Source organism: Citrobacter sp. KTE151 (genome assembly GCF_000398845.1).
GTDB lineage: Bacteria > Pseudomonadota > Gammaproteobacteria > Enterobacterales > Enterobacteriaceae > Citrobacter > Citrobacter braakii.
Genome location: NZ_KB976065.1, coordinates 672,877 through 691,195, shown reverse-complemented (window position 1 = coordinate 691,195; position 18,319 = coordinate 672,877). Strand labels below are relative to the sequence as shown.

General features: G+C 48.0%; 16 protein-coding genes and 3 pseudogenes. 9 read left to right on the top strand and 10 right to left on the bottom strand.

Going from position 1 to position 18,319, the window contains the following annotated elements:
* The first annotated feature begins 1,630 nt into the window (after positions 1-1,630).
* Both WC7_RS05425 and WC7_RS05430 read left to right on the top strand, forming a co-directional pair.
* Positions 1,631-2,947 (top strand): tyrosine-type recombinase/integrase, encoded by a 1,317-nt coding sequence (locus tag WC7_RS05425; RefSeq protein ID WP_016154573.1) that lies wholly within the window; start codon positions 1,631-1,633, stop codon positions 2,945-2,947.
* Between the two features lie 4 nt (positions 2,948-2,951).
* A complete protein-coding gene (locus tag WC7_RS05430) occupies positions 2,952-3,566 on the top strand; it encodes a Fic/DOC family protein (protein WP_024176618.1) in 615 nt (204 codons plus the stop codon).
* Here the strand turns inward: WC7_RS05430 and WC7_RS26845 are convergent.
* Positions 3,563-3,721 (bottom strand): hypothetical protein, encoded by a 159-nt coding sequence (locus WC7_RS26845; protein WP_016154571.1) that lies wholly within the window; start codon positions 3,719-3,721, stop codon positions 3,563-3,565. The genes WC7_RS05430 and WC7_RS26845 overlap by 4 nt on opposite strands.
* A gap of 472 nt (positions 3,722-4,193) precedes the next feature.
* Here WC7_RS26845 and WC7_RS05435 point away from each other — a divergent pair, with 472 nt between their 5' ends.
* Positions 4,194-5,198 (top strand): hypothetical protein, encoded by a 1,005-nt coding sequence (locus tag WC7_RS05435; RefSeq protein WP_016154570.1) that lies wholly within the window; start codon positions 4,194-4,196, stop codon positions 5,196-5,198.
* Positions 5,199-5,397: 199 nt separating this feature from the next.
* On the opposite strand, the pseudogene WC7_RS27195 reads toward WC7_RS05435, so the two are convergent.
* A pseudogene (locus WC7_RS27195) lies at positions 5,398-5,757 on the bottom strand (IS1-like element transposase); the annotation flags it as partial.
* 251 nt (positions 5,758-6,008) lie between these two features.
* On the opposite strand from WC7_RS27195, the gene WC7_RS05440 reads away from it, so the two are divergent.
* From WC7_RS05440 to WC7_RS05450, 3 genes are all read left to right on the top strand, one after another.
* Positions 6,009-6,245: a helix-turn-helix transcriptional regulator gene (locus WC7_RS05440; protein ID WP_006812027.1), complete on the top strand. Its 237-nt coding sequence runs from the start codon at positions 6,009-6,011 to the stop codon at positions 6,243-6,245.
* Positions 6,246-6,378: 133 nt separating this feature from the next.
* Positions 6,379-7,788: a YfjI family protein gene (locus WC7_RS05445; RefSeq protein ID WP_016154569.1), complete on the top strand. Its 1,410-nt coding sequence runs from the start codon at positions 6,379-6,381 to the stop codon at positions 7,786-7,788.
* Between the two features lie 137 nt (positions 7,789-7,925).
* On the top strand, positions 7,926-8,552 hold the full coding sequence (locus tag WC7_RS05450) for an inovirus Gp2 family protein (RefSeq protein WP_016154567.1): 627 nt from the start codon (positions 7,926-7,928) through the stop codon (positions 8,550-8,552).
* A 72-nt stretch (positions 8,553-8,624) separates the two neighbouring features.
* Here the strand turns inward: WC7_RS05450 and WC7_RS05455 are convergent, their stop codons facing one another.
* From WC7_RS05455 to WC7_RS26835, 8 genes and pseudogenes are all read right to left on the bottom strand, one after another.
* On the bottom strand, positions 8,625-9,119 hold the full coding sequence (locus WC7_RS05455) for a helix-turn-helix transcriptional regulator (RefSeq protein ID WP_016154566.1): 495 nt from the start codon (positions 9,117-9,119) through the stop codon (positions 8,625-8,627).
* Between the two features lie 34 nt (positions 9,120-9,153).
* A complete protein-coding gene (locus WC7_RS05460; RefSeq protein WP_016154565.1) occupies positions 9,154-12,285 on the bottom strand; it encodes a type I restriction endonuclease subunit R in 3,132 nt (1,043 codons plus the stop codon).
* Positions 12,285-13,472, bottom strand: a complete 1,188-nt coding sequence (locus WC7_RS05465; protein ID WP_016154564.1) for a DUF4268 domain-containing protein — start codon at positions 13,470-13,472, stop codon at positions 12,285-12,287. The genes WC7_RS05460 and WC7_RS05465 overlap by 1 nt, the downstream gene beginning before the upstream one ends.
* 238 nt (positions 13,473-13,710) lie before the next feature.
* A complete protein-coding gene (locus tag WC7_RS05475; protein ID WP_016154089.1) occupies positions 13,711-14,691 on the bottom strand; it encodes an IS5-like element ISKpn26 family transposase in 981 nt (326 codons plus the stop codon).
* A 45-nt stretch (positions 14,692-14,736) separates the two neighbouring features.
* Positions 14,737-14,946 (bottom strand): annotated as a pseudogene (locus WC7_RS27370) (hypothetical protein); the annotation flags it as partial.
* Positions 14,947-15,042: 96 nt separating this feature from the next.
* Complete coding sequence (locus WC7_RS05480; RefSeq protein ID WP_016154562.1) at positions 15,043-16,251, bottom strand: IS256 family transposase; 1,209 nt, start codon at positions 16,249-16,251, stop codon at positions 15,043-15,045.
* Positions 16,252-16,468: 217 nt separating this feature from the next.
* Positions 16,469-16,633, bottom strand: a pseudogene (locus tag WC7_RS26840) (transposase domain-containing protein); the annotation flags it as partial.
* Positions 16,578-16,841: a transposase gene (locus WC7_RS26835; protein WP_001247776.1), complete on the bottom strand. Its 264-nt coding sequence runs from the start codon at positions 16,839-16,841 to the stop codon at positions 16,578-16,580. The gene WC7_RS26835 and the pseudogene WC7_RS26840, both read right to left, overlap by 56 nt.
* Positions 16,842-16,855: 14 nt before the next feature.
* Between WC7_RS26835 and WC7_RS26830 the strand changes: the two genes are divergently transcribed.
* The 3 genes from WC7_RS26830 (at position 16,856) to hsp20 (ending at position 18,233) form a co-directional block, all read left to right on the top strand.
* Positions 16,856-17,119 carry a hypothetical protein gene (locus WC7_RS26830; protein ID WP_001295708.1) on the top strand — a complete coding sequence of 88 codons (264 nt, stop codon included), beginning with the start codon at positions 16,856-16,858 and terminating at the stop codon, positions 17,117-17,119.
* A gap of 228 nt (positions 17,120-17,347) precedes the next feature.
* On the top strand, positions 17,348-17,629 hold the full coding sequence (locus WC7_RS05490) for a helix-turn-helix domain-containing protein (protein WP_000643630.1): 282 nt from the start codon (positions 17,348-17,350) through the stop codon (positions 17,627-17,629).
* 34 nt (positions 17,630-17,663) lie between these two features.
* The gene (gene hsp20 / locus WC7_RS05495) at positions 17,664-18,233 is read left to right on the top strand and encodes a small heat shock protein sHSP20 (RefSeq protein WP_000350435.1); all 570 of its coding nucleotides are present in this window, start codon (positions 17,664-17,666) and stop codon (positions 18,231-18,233) included.
* Positions 18,234-18,319: the final 86 nt, after the last annotated feature.

Sequence of the window (18,319 nt, the reverse complement as noted above, 5' to 3'; positions counted from 1 at the left end):
AATGAGGTGACTAAATCCTATAACCTAAGCCGCTAGTATGTCCAAAATAATGTTATTGTAAGCTGGTAAATAACATATGTGTGAATGTGTTATTTGGATTTATATAAAAAATAAATGAAAGGAAAGTATAATGGAGAATATTGAAATCGAGAAACATAAAAAATTCATAAATGCGATAATTTGGAATTAAAAACACTGGAAGAATATAAGTGGTCTTTAAATTCTGAAGCATTTTTCTTTGTCGATCATCATGGATTTTTATGTGGTTCACTTTCTGGTGAGATGCTGGCCGCCAATCGGGAACAGCTCAATGTAATGATAGAATATTTGAGTGGATTGCGCACCGAGATAAACCGATGAAATAATTCAGGGTAATGTAAATTATTTGTTCGATATTGTTTGTTATCTATCGGATATTGATTATCTTCATTTTAGGTTATTTTAATAATTATTAACCTGTTTTATTAATTAACGTGGCACTCAGACGTGAGCCGCCACTGATCGCCCGGTTTCATTTTCCGCTCCTGCGGTTTTCCTTCTCCCGGCGGCGGGTAATCTTCAATTTTTCGGAAGTGGCCCAACGACGCAGACGTGTGTTTGTTGTCGCAAGTGCTCGAGATGATTTCTATCCCGCAGCGGTACTTTTTGAGTTCGACGGCGTGCGCCGGGATATTGCGCCGGGTACTGAGCAAAATATTTTGCCGACGTTACCCGGAGCAGGTAAGTCAAGACGGCACGGAGAAAAAAGACGATGCCAAAGATAAACAAACTGCGAATTCGCAAAAAAAACTACGCAAAAAAACTGCGAATTCGGAGTCGGTAAAACGCGAAAAACTCATCGACGCATACCGTCTGGCGGGTGCAAATGCGAAGGGTTTGCAGCGTTTGTGACCGCCAGCCAGCCCCTAAGAATTCCTAGGGTTTTACGAGCCATTAGCTTGCGCCGGGGCAAGCCAGATGTTAAGAAATGTTAAGGTTCAAAGAGCCATTCTCATGCTTAGAAATGCCAGGGTTACACGGGCCATTCGCTGGCAGCGTGACAAACATCAGAAACGCTATTCATCAGATTGCGCAGTGAAAAACTGGGTACGCAAGGTACGCAAAAAGACGTGCGTACCTTGCGTACCTGCTAAGCTGTAAGCCGTGCCAGCCTTTTTTATATGATGCGGGCGGGCTTATGCGTGGAGTTCGTCCACCAGCTTCACACATCGTCAATGTATGCAAATGTTAACGTTTTGCGAATGGCACTAAGCAAGAAATGCTGTAGATATGGTGGGCGGTCATAAAATAACCATAAATCACCATGGTTACCTTTCTGGAATATCCCCGGCATATCCCCGGAAAAAACAAAAGGGCCGACGATTACTCGCCAGCCCTTGCTGTGTTTGGTGGCCCCTGCTGGACTTGAACCAGCGACCAAGCGATTATGAGTCATAAAATTGGCATGTTTTTAATTGTTCGCCATTGTCTCTATTTGTGTTTTTAATTGTCTATAATCAATCAGTTATGAGGTTGTTTTTGTTTCTGATTGGTTCTCTCATTTCCCCATTGTACTATCCTTACCTGACCCGTTACCTGACCCGAAATGGGCATCGGGTCAGGTAACGCTTATTCTCAGAAAGGTAAACTCATGGCCGCTAATCTTACCGAGACTGCTATACGTGGATTGAAGACAAAAAGCACGGCGTACTACGTGTGGAGCAACAGTGCTCAACGTGGTACTGGCAGGCTTGGCGTTAAGGTTCAGCCTTCGGGCAGCAAAGTTTTTTATTTCCGTTATTACATTGAGAAAGGGAAGAAAGAGAAGTTCATCCAGTTGGGCATCTGGCCTGAGATGAAACTGGTGACGGCCAATGAGCTGGCGAAAAAGTATGGTGCCTGGCTTGTTGAAGGAAAAGAGCCCCAGCAAGAGCTTGAGCAGCAGCGCCTGGCCGAACAGCACATCATGCAGTTGCATCGTTCTCAGGGATCGTTTGAAGAACTGGTGCATGGTTACGTCAATAAGATGAAGCTCGACAACAAACGGACGTGGGCTGATGTATTGAAGCGCATGGAAAGAGAGTGCTACTCGGTTATTCCTCGTGATACCAAAGCGAAGGACGTGACGCCTCTGCAGATCAAAACCATTCTCTCAGGCATTATCCAGCGTGATGCGGTGGTCCATGCGAACCGAATTCGTTCTTACCTGATGGCGGCATTTAACTACGGTCTGAAAGCTGATAACGATCCGATGAATACCAGCGTGGGTGTTACGTTCGGCCTTGAAGTTAACCCGGTATCGGCCATACCGAAACAGTCTTCGGCGGAAAAAGTTGGTGATACGTGGTTAGTGCTGGAAGAGCTTCGTTTTGTCATGGAACATTTCTCCGAGGCAACAGGAGTGGGTCCCTTGATGCAACACTTAATTCGTTTCTGTACTTACGTTGGCGGGCAACGTCCGTTCGAAATGATTGCCAGCCAGTGGAGCGCGATTGACTGGCAGCAAAAGACGTTACTGGTCATTGCCGATGTATCGAAAAACAAGCGTGAGCATCTGATCCCACTGACTGAATCGGCATTACAGGAATTAGCCTCAGTGAAAGAGCTGACTAAGGAAAGTAACAGTCCCTATATTTTCCCGCTATCAACCAACGGTGAGCGCCCGGTACGTACCGATAGCCTGGCCCGTTCCATCATGTATTTCCGTGCTTTTAATCCTGAGTTTAAAGTTTTCACGGCGCGAGATTTACGCCGGACCTGTAAAACGCTGATGGGGGAGGCGGGGATCAGTAAAGAGATCCGTGACCGTATTCAGAATCACGCTTTAAATGATGTCAGCTCGAAACACTATGACCGCTATGATTATCTGACTGAAAAGCGCAGGGCGCTTGAGATCTGGGAAGTTCGGGTTAATAACTATCAACGGCAGCAGGAAAACAACGTTGTTAACTTGTTTGGGCGGAGGTAAGAGCTTGTCAAAATATGAGCTTAATTCAGCGGAAGAACGGTATCAGCCGGGCTCTGGAGACTTGGTGCTGGCTAATAAGCTGGGAATCATTGATGAACAGGAAATGGATACACTGGAGTCTGGCTTGCTGCTGATGCTGTATGAGCAGCTATTTATTGAGAGCCAGCCGCCTGAGGCGCTGGCTTTTGAGCACATCAGTAGGTGGCATCGTCAATGGCTGGGGAATGTGTACGACTGGGCGGGGAGGTTGCGTAATGCCAACCTGACAAAAGACGGCTTCCAGTTTGCCGCTGCCGACAGGATTCCGCTTCTTCTTGATGGTTTCGAGAAGCAGTTTCTTTCCCGGTCTGGTGAACTGAAATTCTTAGCTCGTCCGGAGCTGGTTCGTTATCTGGCTGAATGCCATGTGGAATTTATTTTGATCCATCCATTCAGAGAAGGTAACGGGCGTCTGTCGAGACTGCTTTGCGATGTGTTGTCGGTTCTGGCGGGGAAGGGCTTACTGGACTACAGCCTGTGGGATGAGCACAAGCCATTTTATTTCAAGGCAATACAGGCAGGCGTATCAGGGAACTACAGCCCCATGATGCAACTGGTGAGCGATATATTGCCAGATTAACGGGCGAGGCCAACAGCTTTCGCCTGTGCCTGGTTTTGTTTGAGTTGCTGCTCAATTTTTTGCACAGAAACACCCGTTTCGATCGCGGTTGAGCTGGCAACGGAACGGTAGATTTGAGTTTTAGTGATCTGGCTGTGTGCTGTTTTTTTTGTCATTTTGAAGCCCTCGTTTTGCTGCACTGATTTTAGTTCGGATAGGGGCGCCCTACAAGCGGGCTGAAGGATAATGAACAATAGGTCAACGTTATGCCAGCATAAGCTAAGTAATCCGTGCCATTTAATTGTTGAAACTAAATAGCTGTGCGGAATAGTAATCCGCTTTCGACCAGCCCTTGCAGGGCAAGGTATTAGGGCTGTTTCCTATGTCTAACCATGTTGCATCGGGCTTGAAATATGTTTCCCATACGCAACATGTCGCCCATCATAAAACGGCAGGTGTAGCGGTATTAGGCGGACCTATTTAGGTGTTGCTTTTTTAGGTGTTGCTTTATTTGAGTTTAATTAAGTTTAAAATTTAAACAGAAAAATGAGTTCTTCACATCACCAAATCTATAAATAAGTACTTATTTTTTTATTCGGTTATGTGTAAAATGAGCATTTACACCTTGGATTTCAGGTAAGTGGTGCTATGGCAAGATCATATTATTCATTGAAAAAGTTTTCTGCACTTTTTGGTGTAGAAGTTGATGAACTTGTTCAGGCATGGCTTGATGATAAACTTCATCTGTACGTTAATTTCGGGAACGAAATTTTCCCATGCATACTTAGACGTTGCGTTTCTCCAAATATACATAAAAATACAATTCATGATATAAATTATGGTCGTGATTTCTATCAGAGCAAAGATAGTCCTGCTTATAGTACATTATCATTTATTCCAGAAATTCCATTAAATCCTCATTTAGATATACAGAAGCGGTTTGACACTGGTGGAATAGATGTTCCAGTCTCTGGGGAGTACTATGAATATAGATATCGAGGGTATGCCTATGGTTATTGGATTGCTAGACCAACTAAAGTAGCTCGTTTCAGCAGTGGAAAATACTTACTTACAGATAAAGACTCGGTGGAACAGAAAAAATCCCCACCCGGGGATGTGATGATTTTTTCCCATAATTCCTTCGATTTTCTTATTTTTCCTGAATCAACATATATAGATGAATCTTTTTTATCAATTAGAGAAGATCATGCATCTCTTTTTTTGAATGGCCTGAATATTGAAAAAACAAAAGTAAATAATATCAATGTTTCTTTCCTTGTACCTGAAGAGTATGTTGCATTATATATATTGATGCATGAATGTTGCAGAAGAACATATGGGAAGTTAGATGTTTCTAGCGTTTTTAAACCACTCAATAAACTTTATTCAGGAGACTTTAGTTTTGATACTCTAAAACGGTATGCAAAAAAACCTGAATTAAACCGTACTAAAGCATATCGTGTAAGTGAAAAACAGAAGAGGGCTTTATGTTATCTTATAACTGAGTTTTGCAAAAAATATGAAATTGAGCAGACAGTTTCTTCTGTAGTGAATAAATTAACAGCAGTTACACAATTAGAGCCTCACTCATTAAACTTTTCTTTTAGTGAGAGTAAGGTAAAGGAATGGATGGATATCTCAAAAGGAAAATGATTTTTGGTATATCGCATAATATCAGAAATCCCCGTGGTAGTAATGTGTATTACTATCCTTGTTAACTGTTTGTGTTTAAATATTTAATAATGGTATTGTAATGCACCAACGGATTTAAAAGTATATTAGCTAACAATATTCCATGTTGAATTCAGGGCATGACACAGATTTAGTGATAATGATGGATACCAGCCGATGACCAGCGTGGATTACCCTTAGGCCGCACGTAAGATAATTGTTCATCGACTTCACAGCGATGACGACCTCTGCGACCGGCTCATCGTTTTGTGCAACCTAGGATGGTGCAAGTTTTTAGATGACGGAGAACGGCATTGAGGCTTATTTTCAGTACTCTTGCCGTATCACGGCATCCAGAGCCGTTCATCTCTATATCAACAATGGTCTGATGGGTTTCGGTTTAGCGCCGTTGTAGCGATAGCTGAAAAGTTTTCAGGCAGTATTTACAGCGATAAAGTTGCGCACCTGAGCCAGAATGGCCGTTTCGGATCACCCCATTCGTTTCAGAGCAACGGGGACAAACCACATCAATATTTACCATCAGTAGACCAAAAAGACGAAAGAATACATCAACACTAATCAGCGTCACGACCTAGATTCAAAAGACTAAAACATCTAACTCTTCATTAGTATTCAATTCAACTCATTGTTGTATTGAGATTTACAAATGATACCTGATCGTTTTTTGACCTGTTTGCTTATTAAGATTTTCGAATGCTTAATAAGAACGCTTCGCATTTTTTGATTGCACAGTTTGATGCATGATGCCTTCACCGAAACAAAGGAGGCAACATGAAAACAACATTCAACTATCCAACACCACAAGAACGTTTACAGGTCCTGCGCAACTATGGCGAACCCCATGATCGCCTAGTACGTGAAAAGGAGCGTCAGTACATCACATCGGTATCTCGTTCAACGGCCTGGAAACTGGAGCAAGTCGGTCAGTTTCCGTTGCGTAAGTCTATTGGGTTGAAGTCCTGTGGCTGGTTGTTAAGCGATCTACTTTGCTGGATTAACGAACGTTAGCACCCAGAGATTTTGTGCATTTATTTTTTGTTTTTTTTCTGAGTACCCGTGTTCATCCTGCTATTTCTGCAATTAATAGCGGAATAGCAACTTGCGCGGAACTTTTTAACGTGAATTTTATTAGAGGTGTTGTATGTTTAACGGTAGTCCTTTCCCTGTAGATGCATTTCCTCAGATTATCAGAAATGCCATTTATGAAGTGGAACAGCATACGCAAGCCCCACAAGCTTTGATCGCAGCTTCTGCTCTGGGAGTTATTTCTCTTGCCTGTCAAAACCGGATTGATGTTTGCCGGCTGAAAAATCTGCGAGGCCCAGTATCACTTTTCTTACTTACACTGGCAGAATCTGGTGAACGGAAAAGTACGGTTGATAAATTGCTGATGGAGCCATTATATCAACTGGAGGAAAATTTATTTGAAAAGTACACCCATGATCTTACCGTCTGGCGAAATGATGAAGCAATTTTTAATATTGAAAAAAAATCTCTGATGTCAAAACTCAAGTCAGAAATTAGACGTAACAAAGATCATTTGCCAACAAATGAAAAGCTTAAAGCGCTGCTGGCATCGCATCCTAAATCACCGGTGAGATTCAAGCAGATATTTAGCGACGCCACACCAGCGGCCATTAAAGATTACCTCTGTGGCTACTGGCGATCTGTCGGCATTATGTCTGATGAGGCTGGCACTATTTTTAATGGTTACACGCTGAACGAACTACCTTTCATCAATAAGATGTGGGATGGTGCAATGTTTCCTGTAGAAAGGAAAAGTGAGCCTGAAAAATTAATCAGAGATGCCAGAATGACACTGTCACTGATGGTCCAGCCTGATATTTTTAAGGGTTATATTAAACGGAAAGGTGATATGGCAAAGGGAATAGGTTTCTTCGCACGATGCCTAATCTGCCAGCCTGGTTCAACACAAGGCAATAGACAAATTACTAGCCCGGTTGTTTCAACCGAATATCTACCAATATTTCATCAAAGACTTATGAAGATCGTTAACGAAAGTATTGCTGGAAATAATGAAAATGATCGTCTTTGCCTCCGATTCACTGTAGAAGCAGAAAAACGCTGGATCGCATTTTCTAATAATGTCGAGTATGAAATGGGGATTCTTGGAAGACTGTCAAACTTTAAAGATTATGCATCAAAAATGGCAGAAAATATGGCAAGAATAGCCGCACTATTGCACCATTTTAATGGTGATGAGGGTGATATCTCACTTTTAACAGTTGAGGCCGCAGTAGAGATAAGTACCTGGTATGTTCGCGAGTACGTACGCTTGTTTTCTAAACCCCAGGAATTCACGCTGGCAATCTCGGAGGCGGATGAACTTTATTGGTGGATAAATAATTATTGTATTCGACTCAAGGCATCTTGGATTACTAAAAATACAGTGCTCCAATACGGCCCTAATAAATTCAGGAATCGTAGCAAAGCAAATGAGTTGCTTAATACGCTATATTCTCAAAATAGAATACTCGCAGAAAAGAGAGGTAAGACAGTATTTATAGCCATAGCAGGCTCAATATTCTGACGCTCTACTGTTGAACAGATATTTAATTCAAGAGTAAAAATATAAACTGAGCCTATTACCAGTAAGGGCTTGTTATCTTGATAGGTAATATATCTGTAGTCCATTCAATACCTCAATATTACTTGGTAGGATACTATATGACATACGACAGTGAGTTTGGTTCACATGTAACCCTGTATAAGAATAGGATTAAACAGGTCATTGATGAAGCACTGAAAGAGCATCCTAATACAATGATTATACGTGTTGATTTACATGACCCAATAGATACGGAAAATCTGGATAATCCGTTCTTTCAACCCAGAATAGACTCTGGTGCAATATCTCGTTTTACCAGTGCATTAAAAGCAAAGCTTGAACACGATAAGCATATTAAAACTCAACGGAAAGACTGGCCTGATACTCGACATTCAATCTTACGTTACGCATGGGTCCGAGAATATACCAAAAATGGAAAGCGGCATTACCATTTGATACTGTGTTTCAATCAGGATGCTTATTATCATTTAGGTGATTACGACTTAAACCGTAACACGTTACGTACAATGATAACGACAGCTTGGTACAGTGCACTTGGCATCCCTATAGATAGCTCGGGGAAGTTAGTTAATTACCCGCCAAATGGCAAATACCTTCTCAATCGTAAAAGGGACAACTTTGAGCAGACTTATAGCGATTTGATGAACAGGGTGGATTACATGACCAAAGTAAGAACTAAAATAGTCGGTGATGGGGACCGTAATTTCGGCTGCAGTCGCGGGTAATTTATTTTTTACAACGATGGCCTTTCTTATGGATGGAAAGGCCAAACCCATCAGTTAAAGATGGTTGTTTTACTATAATCCAACGTCCTCATCCCCGATATTAGTCAAAATCATTAATTCTTTAATCTCTCGTTGTGCCAACTGTAATTCAAACTGCTCTTGAATTAACATCCACTTCGACCAACTTCCACCGACTACATGCGATAACCGGAGTGCCATAGCTTTCGTCAGTGAAACTGAACCGTTCAACAATTCAACTATCTCTTGCTCGCGACATCCCATGTAAACCGAAAATTTATTCAGTCCTATATTTGATACCGCTAGTATTTCGGCCAGTTTAATGCCGGGATGATCAGGAAGTAAGGTCATGCCGTATTCATCCTGATAAATTCCATAAATAGAACAGCCAGTTTCTCTCAGTTCTCGTAAATTCTTCCCTGCAAACTTCAGCTCGTGTGAAAGCCCGAGAAACTCACCAGTAAATTCATATTCTGCTTCAGGCCTATGGTGGCATTTGATCAATGCAAATGCCGCCCCTACTTTTTCAACTGTTACAGTAACCGACATTGAACCACCTCCGTCAAGATAATCGATGAACGTTTTAGACTGTCCAGCTGTTCGACACCACTTCTGCCTGCTTCAAAATCAGTTCCACGGCGCCCGGCGTTTTGTCCGGCGGATACTTATACTTACGCAGCGTCTGGCGCACCAGAATACGCAATCGGGCACGCACGCTTTCACGCACCTGCCAGTCCACGGTGGTGGACTGCCGCAATTTCAATGTCACTTCGATGGCCAGCTTTCTCAGCGTATCATCGCCCAGTTCACGCACTGCACTTTCATTTTCAGCCAGCGCATCATAGAAGGCGATTTCATCCGGGGTCAGCCCTAACGCATCATCACGCGCCATCGCCTCCTGGAACGCTTTCGCCATCTGGATCAGCTCTTCAATCACCTGCGCGGTCTCAATGGCGCGGTTATTGTATTTGAGCAGCACCGCTTTCAGTCGGTCGGAGTATTTCTTCTGCTGCACCACGTTATTGCCCGAACGGGCATGAATGCCGTCATTGAGCAGTTTTTCCAGCAGTTCCACTGCCAGATTACGCTGCGGCATTTCCCGCACTTCTTCCAAAAACTCATCGGACAGCAAACCTATGTTCGGTTTATCCAGCCCGGCGAGTGCGAAGACATCCTCAACCCCGGTCGCGACAACCGCGTTATCGAGGATCTTGCTCAGCAGAGAGTTTTTTTCTGACTGGCTAAACTTTGCCTTCGGATCGAGCTTGATAAGCCCCACCCTGACCGCCGAAAGAAACGCGAACTCCTCCTGTAAGGGTTTCGCCTCATCCAGCGTATTACACAGTGACCAGGCTTTACTCATCGCCAGCGAAACATCGAGGTAGCGTTTTTTACCATCATCCAGCCCCAGAATATAGTTCACCGCATCGCGTAAGAACGCTAACGGGTCGCGAGAAAAACCTGCGTAACTGAAGCCGGGTTTTCCTGCCGAGGGCGCAAACATCCCATGAATAATGTCGATTTTTTCCAGCAGAATGGCAAAGGCTTCCCGGGCATCGACCGTGGACTGCCCTTTGCCTTTTGAGTCGGTATAGGTTTTCAGCGCCTGCTTCAGCTCGTTGGCAATGCCGATGTAATCGACCACCAGCCCGCCGGGCTTATCGCGGAACACGCGGTTAACACGCGCAATGGCCTGCATCAGGTTGTGGCCACGCATCGGCTTGTCGATATACATGGTGTGGCAGCACGGCGCGTCAAACCCGGTCAGCCACATATCACGGACTATAACCAATTTGAGCGGATCGTTTAAATCTTTAAACCGAGTTTCAAGGCGCTTTTTAGTCTGCTTGTTGTAGATGTGTGGCTGGAGATGGTCTTTATCCGATGCCGAGCCGGTCATAATGACTTTAATAGCCCCTTGTTCGACATCCGTGCTGTGCCAGTCTGGGCGGATCTCGGTGATGGCATTGTAGAGCTTCACACAGATATCACGGCTCATGGCGACTATCATCGCCTTGCCATTCATCGCCGCATTGCGTGTTTCAAAGTGCTGAACCAGATCGGCCGCGACCTGTTTGATGCGTGGCTCAGAACCTACCAGCTTTTCCAGACGGCTCCAGTCACCTTTGGTTTTCTCCTGCTGGCCGGTCTCTTCATCTTCCACCAGCTCATCCACCTGATCGGAGAGCGTTTCCAGCTCCTCATGGTTCAGGTCGAGCTTTGCCAAGCGGGATTCGTAGTAAATCGGCACCGTCGCGCCGTCATCCACCGCATCCTGAATATCGTAGATCGAGACATAATCACCGAACACGGCACGGGTATCTTTATCTTCAGACGCAATCGGTGTACCGGTAAAGCCCATAAACGACGCATTCGGTAGCGCATCGCGCATATGCTTGGCGTAGCCGTATTTATAGGCCCCGGTTTGCCGGTCCAGCGTGGCGCTCAGGCCATATTGGCTGCGGTGCGCTTCATCGGAAATCACCACGATGTTGCTGCGGACGTTAAGTGCCGGATGGCTCTGTTCACTGTCCAGCGGCGCAAACTTCTGCACGGTGGTAAAGATAATGCCGCCGGATTCACGGGCGTTGAGCAGCTCGCGCAGTTCGTCGCGGTCGTTGGCCTGTAACGGCGTTTGCTTGAGTAAATCATGCGCCTGGCAAAACGTGGCGTAGAGCTGCCCGTCAAGATCGTTACGGTCGGTCACCACGACGATGGTCGGATTATTCATCTCTGTTTGTTGCAGCAGCTTTCCGGCGTAACAGCACATGGAGATACTTTTGCCGGAGCCCTGGGTATGCCACACCACGCCCGCTTTTTTACTGCCGGGGGTAATGTTGCTGCGCAGCGGAAGATGTTTACCGGTAGAGGCCACAATCGTTGCCGCAACCGCTTCACGCACCGCGTGGAACTGATGGTAAGCGGCAATCTTTTTGATAAGCCGTTTGCCATCGTTTTCAAACAGCACAAAGAAACGAATGTAATCGAGCAGCAGTTCGCTATTAAAGAAGCCCTGCACTACCGTTTTAAGCTGCCAGTGAAACTGCGGTTTATCATCTTCGTTCGCCACCGTTTTCCACGGCAGAAAACGCTCTTCATCAGCGGTCAGAGAGCCGATACGCGCATTTTGCCCGTCGCTCACCACCAGCGCTTCATTGCAGATAAACAGGTCGCTCAGTTCGTTTTTATAGGTCTGCAATTGGTTAAACGCCGCCCAGATATCGGCACTGGCATCAATCGGGCTTTTCAGCTCAAGCACCGCCACCGGCAGGCCGTTGATATAGCCAATCACATCCGGGCGACGTACCTGTTTTATGCCCTGAATCGCCACCTGATTGACCACCATAAAGCGGTTATTGGCGGTGCGGTTAAAATCCATCAGCAGCGCTTTATCGTGGATAACCTTGTCTTCCTGCTTGTACTCAACGGGCACACCGTCGAGCAGCAGATGATGGAAGGCTTTGTTGCTGACGACCAAGTCCGGGCTTTGAGCATGGACGATACGCAGTATCACCTCTTCCAGCACGACAACAGGGAGATGGGGGTTGATGGTTTGCAGCTGCTCCAGCATCACCGGGCGCAGAAACACATCATGAAAGGAGGCACGCAGCGGGTTGTCGCCATCCGGCGCTATATCTAGCCCATGCAGCACTTCCCACCCCTGTTCAGCAAACCATTGCAGGCACTGCTGTTCTAAATCGTCTTCGCTCAGCATCAGGCTTCCTCTGTCGCAGGCTCTTCCACTTCTTCCGGCGCGTTTGAAATCTCTTTCAGTGCCATATTCAGTGGGGCGATAAAAGGATCGAGCGCTTTTTCAAACGCCGTCAGGTTGACCAGCAGCCAGTCGATCATCGCTGGCCAGTTGCTTTCATCGAGGCTGGTAGCAGGTGTGGCAAAGGAGATTCGGCAGGATTTTTTGCCTGGCAGCGGTTCCCACTTCAGCGCATGACCAAATGTCTCTTCAATCGCCGCTTTACGCTCATACAGCCAGTTAAAGGCAAAGGTGTTGCTCTCCGCTGAGGATTTGGCAATCCAGAACTCAACGCGGGTTTCTTTCTTACTAAAAATCATATTGTAAGAAAGTGCGCTGATACCCGAACCGGCGCTAAGCCAGTGGTCTGTTGACGGGCTGATATTCTTGTACAGCGTGCAGGAACTGGCTTTCAGACGCTCCAGCATTTTAGTCCAGAAAGCTTTGCGCAGCAGATGGCGGGTTTTCAGCTCGCCGCTGGTGGACTGCTCTTCGGCTTCCTTCTGCGCCATGCCGATCATGAAAGATTCCGCTTCCGGCGTCGGGATCACCTGCCGGATATCAACGAACACATCGTCATTGAATTTGTATGGTTTCACCTTAAAGCACTGCACACGCAGGCCAAACTGCATCAACCATAGCGCGGTATTGGTGACCTCTTTGCGGAAGCTCGCCGCCACCATCATCACCCTCTGGGTGCGGCTCTGGTTAATTTGCACTTCATCCAGGCTTTCACACTCCAGAAACTCCGCCATCACGTCCGCCGCCGGTCGGGTCTCTTCCGGTTCGTATTTATCGAGATAGAGCTGGAAGATGTCGAGGATCTGCTCTTTACGCAGATTGGCGCAGTAACCTGCATATTTCAGCGCCTGCCATACCACATCGCGCCCGGAGTCATCGAGCTTGTTTTCGATGATCACCAGGTTGCGCTGTTTATCGATAGCCAGCAGGTCGAGCCGCTCTTTGGTGTCGTCAAAACCGGCGAATTCTTTCTGAATAATTAGCAGTTCGTCGTCATTATCGCGGGTCAGTGCTTGGGGTTTTTTTGCCAGCCACTCCTGCAGGTGATAGCGCTCGGTATAACCGAGGCTGCTAAACGACACCTCTTGCAAAGAGTGCAAGCTATTGGTCGGCTTATCGACTTTATACATTTGCCACCTCGCTTACCGCCTGCTCGGCGTCCGGCAGGGTGATTTCGCCCGAGAGGAGTTTTGGGAGCAGGGTGTCGCGGAGTTGGGTTAGGGAAGGTGCGAATAAGCAGGTCATTTCTTCCCAAGCTGACTCGCTGATTAAAATTTCGCGGATCTGGGCCGATTTTTTTCCCGCAAACACATCGAATCAGCCTATTTAGGCTATTTTTTCCACCATTTCTGGCGTTATTTCCGGTTTTTACTGAGATCTCTCCCACTGACGTATCATTTGGTCCACCCGAAACAGGTTGGCCAGGGTGAATAACATCGCCAGTTGGTTATCGTTTTTCAGCAGCCCCTTGTATCTGGCTTTCACGAAGCCGAACTGCCGCTTGATGATGCGAAACGGGTGCTCCACCCTGGCACGGATGCTGGCTTTCATGTATTCGATGTTGATGGCCGTTTTGTTCTTGCGCGGATGCTGCTTCAAGGTTTTTACCTTGCCGGGACGCTCGGCGATCAGCCAGTCCACATCCACCTCGGCCAGCTCCTCGCGCTGTGGCGCTCCTTGGTAGCCGGCATCGGCTGAGACAAATTGCTCCTCTCCATGAAGCAGATTACCCAGCTGATTGAGGTCATGCTCGTTGGCCGCGGTGGTGACTAGGCTGTGGGTCAGGCCACTCTTGGCATCGACACCAATGTGGGCCTTCATGCCAAAGTGCCACTGATTGCCTTTCTTGGTCTGATGCATCTCCGGATCGCGTTGCTGCTCTTTGTTCTTGGTAGAGCTGGGTGCCTCAATGATGGTGGCATCCACCAAAGTGCCTTGGGTCATCATGACGCCTGCTTCGGCCAGCCAGCGACTGATAGTCTTGAACAATTGACGGGCCAGTTGATGCTGCTCGAGCAGGTGGCGGAAATTCATGATGGTGGTGCGATCCGGCAGGGCGCTATCCAGGGATAATCGGGCAAACAGGCGCATGGAGGCGATTTCGTACAGGGCATCTTCCATGGCACCGTCGCTCAGGTTGTACCAATGCTGCATGCAGTGAATACGCAGCATGGTCTCCAGCGGATAGGGCCGTCGGCCATTGCCCGCCTTGGGATAAAACGGCTCGATGACAGCGGTCATATTCTGCCATGGCAAAATCTGCTCCATGCGGGAGAGGAAAATCTCTTTTCGGGTCTGACGGCGCTTAGTGCTGAATTCACTATCGGCGAAGGTGAGTTGATGGCTCATGATGTCCCTCTGGGATGCGCTCCGGATGAATATGATGATCTCATATCAGGAACTTGTTCGCACCTTCCTTAGCGACTGTGTAAAACTGGCTTGTGAGGCTCTCGCCTGGAAATCAATGTAATCACTCAATCTTGAGCTATCGCTGGCGATAATGAGCGGAACAGACGCTTCAAGATTTAGATTGAATACAGGTGAAAGGTTGTACGATGGCGCACTATTGGTACTGGTTAGGGATGATGTAGCAGAATCACGAAGCGCTCCCGCTTGCAGAGAATCACCATTCAGGCTGTATTGTTCTACCGCTGTCCCTGTATGAATGAGCCTGTTTACCATTCTGTGTAAATGCCTTTCTCAGAAGTGACCGTCAAGGCGGTCACCGAACTCGATAATAAAGCGACTCATGGCTATCCGCCAGTCCTGAAGTGGCATCGTCCATTTCTGTGAGGCTGACTGGATAGCCAGCCTCATCACTTTTTTCACCGATTCATCTATCGGGAACACTTTCCGTTTCTTTATCGCATGTCTGATGACGCTATTCAGCGATTCGATTGCGTTAGTGGTGTAGATAACCTTGCGGATCGCCTCCGAATACACGAAGAAGGTGGCAACATTCGGCCAGTTTGCCCGCCAGCTGCGACTTATCTGCGGGTACCGTGCATCCCATTCCTTCCCGAACGCATCCAGCGCCTGCAACGCGCCTTCTTCCGTGGCTGCGCGGTAAACCTGTTTCAGGTCACGGGTTACCGCTTTATAGTCTTTCCACGCCAAGAACCGCAGGCTGTTGCGTGCCATGTGTACTATGCACAACTGGATCTGCGTCTCCGGGTAGACGGCATTAATCGCTTCCGGGAAGCCTTTCAGGCCGTCCACACAGGCGATAAGGATATCGTTCAGCCCGCGATTTTTCAGTTCCGTCAGTACATTCAGCCAGAACTTTGCACCTTCATTTTCGGCCAGCCACATACCTGGCAGCTCTTTCTGACCATCAAGGTTAATACCCAGAGCCAGGAACACCGCTCTGTTGATAACCCGGCTGTCCTGCCGTACTTTCAGGACAATACATTCAAGATAAACAATGGGATAAATCGCATCCAGAGGACGGTTTTGCCATTCTACAACCTGGTCGATTGCGGCATCGGTGACTTTCGATATCAGCGCCGGAGAGACGTCTGCATCGTACATTTCTTTGAAGACTGAGGTAATTTCGCGGGTAGTCATCCCTCTGGCATACAGCGCCAGGATCTGGTTGTCCATGCCGGTAATGCGGGTCTGATTTTTCTTCACCAGTTGTGGTTCGAAGGAACCATCACGATCACGTGGAGTACGTAATTCCATCGGCCCGTCGGTAGTGGTGACGGTTTTCGTGGAATAGCCATTACGGGAGTTGGTTCCCGATTTGGGCTGATTTTTATCATGTCCCAGATGGTGAGTCAGTTCAGCGTTGAGAGCAGCCTCAACACTGATTTTCTTGAGCAGGCGATCGAACTGACTGAGATCTTCAGGGGTTTTGAGATTTTTGGCCAGTTCGTTAGCCAGAGCCTGCAATTGTTTGTCGTCCATAATTTAACCTTCATTTGATGTTGAATTGAACATATCAAAATCAGGCAATTACACAAATATATGTACAGGCTCGCACCTGGGCTTGCCTGACTGACCGCAGGCCGGCGACGACAAGGTGGAAAAGTTCGGCGTGTGGCTCTGGCGGCAACGATCCCGCGAAGGGCGGACGGTGCTTGAGCTGTTGAACGTAAGCATGCGGGCAAACCATCTTGCGCGACTATGCCGGATGCCACCTATGCGGCAGCAGCTCTGCAATCTCACTAGCTCGCTGCGTCGGCAACCGTCTCAGCACATCCTTGAGATAGGCATACGGATCGTGCCCATTATTACGGGCCGACTGGATCAAACTCATGATCGCAGCAGCGCGCTTGAGCATGCGAACCCGCGCCGAGCATTTGAGAAGGCAACGGGATGAACGCTGGCTGGATAGCCGTGGTTTTCTGGGTAAGCAGGCGAATCCATTTGTGGACGAGGTTGGCATTGAGGCTGTAGCCCAAGGCGATGTTTGCGATGGAGGCACCGGGTTCAGAACACTCCTGAATGACCTGGGCCTTGAAAGATTTGCTGTAGGTACGGCGCTGAGGGCGCATGGAAAATCCGCTTGATGGGCCATGGCCTTCGGCGGCGGTGTCGGGAAGGTGTGTTGGCCGGACGGATACTGTTGAACTACGTTGTCTGGGGCAACGGAAGTGTTTCGGCCCGACTCTGGAACGCGATCCGCAGCGACGACTGGGCAATTCCGCACGTTGGCCTGAGCAGCCTCGGGGAAATCGTCGTCTGGGCGCGCCCAGACGAGTTTCCGCCAAGGAACATGCAGACAAGCAAGGGGCTGCGGGCACTCGGCTACAACGTGAGGATCGGTGTTTGATCGAGGCACCTGTGGCACACGCAGGCTGAGGAGCCAGGCGCTGTCCATTGCCTGATCAGGCCGCCCCCCTGTGCCTTGCCTGAGCAGTTGACCTGCATCAATGGGGCGGGAGAACGCTGCACATTGACTCTTGACTCTTGAAGTTTTTCATGGTAGGCCTAGTATTACAAAGTATTGCAAGGATTTCCTTGGCCGGAACCGCAAAGCGACGCGATTGGAGAGGGTGAGATGAAAGCGCACCTACAGGTGATTTTCACGCTCGATGAATTGGCTGCGTACTTGAAAGTCGGCAAGCGGACGCTTTATCGGCTCGCCGCACACGGGGAAATTCCGGCTTTCAAGGTGGGCGGGACGTGGCGGCTTCGTCAAAGTGAAATCGATCAGTGCATCAATGATCAGACCCGAGCCGGAGCAAAGAAGGAGGTGATGCGCAAGCGTGAACAGCAGAAGTCATCCGAGCAGCCCGTGTCGCCTGGGCGCACTGCCCGTCGCAGCAGGCAAAGGGCTTGAGTAACTCGTTTTCCAATTTTTCTGGAGGTATGACATGGACATCGATTTCAAGAAGTTGGCTCCCTGGAACTGGTTCAAGAACGAGCAGCAAGAGCAGCAGACCGCCTCTTCCCTGCCGGTGCAGCGCAATGACCTGCCAGCGGCGAGCGGGCCAGTCAGCCCGATCCTGCAACTGCATCGGGAAATCGACCGGCTGTTCGATGACGCATTCCGGGGCTTCGGTTTTCCGGCGTTGAACATGCCGCAGTGGCCATCCGATTGGTCGGGCATGCTGAAGCCGGCCCTGGACATCCAGGAAACCGACAAGCAGTACAAGATTGCCCTGGAAGTGCCCGGTGTCGAGGAGAAGGACATCCAGATCACCCTCGACAACGACGTGCTGATGGTGCGTGGCGAGAAGCGCCAGGAACAGGAGAAGAAGGAAGGTGGCTTCCACCGTGTGGAGCGCTCCTACGGCAGCTTTCAGCGTGCCTTGAACCTGCCTGACGACGCCAACCAGGATTCGATCAAGGCATCGTTCAAGAACGGGGTGCTCACGGTCACGATCGACAAGCGCGAGGTCAGTGCGCCGAAGCAGGGACGCTCGATCCCGATCAACGGCTGACGTCGCCGGCTCGTTCGTCACAAGAAAAACCCGGCCCGAGACGAGGTGTCGCGGCTCGCGATGCCTCGTCGCCTCAACCTTTTCAA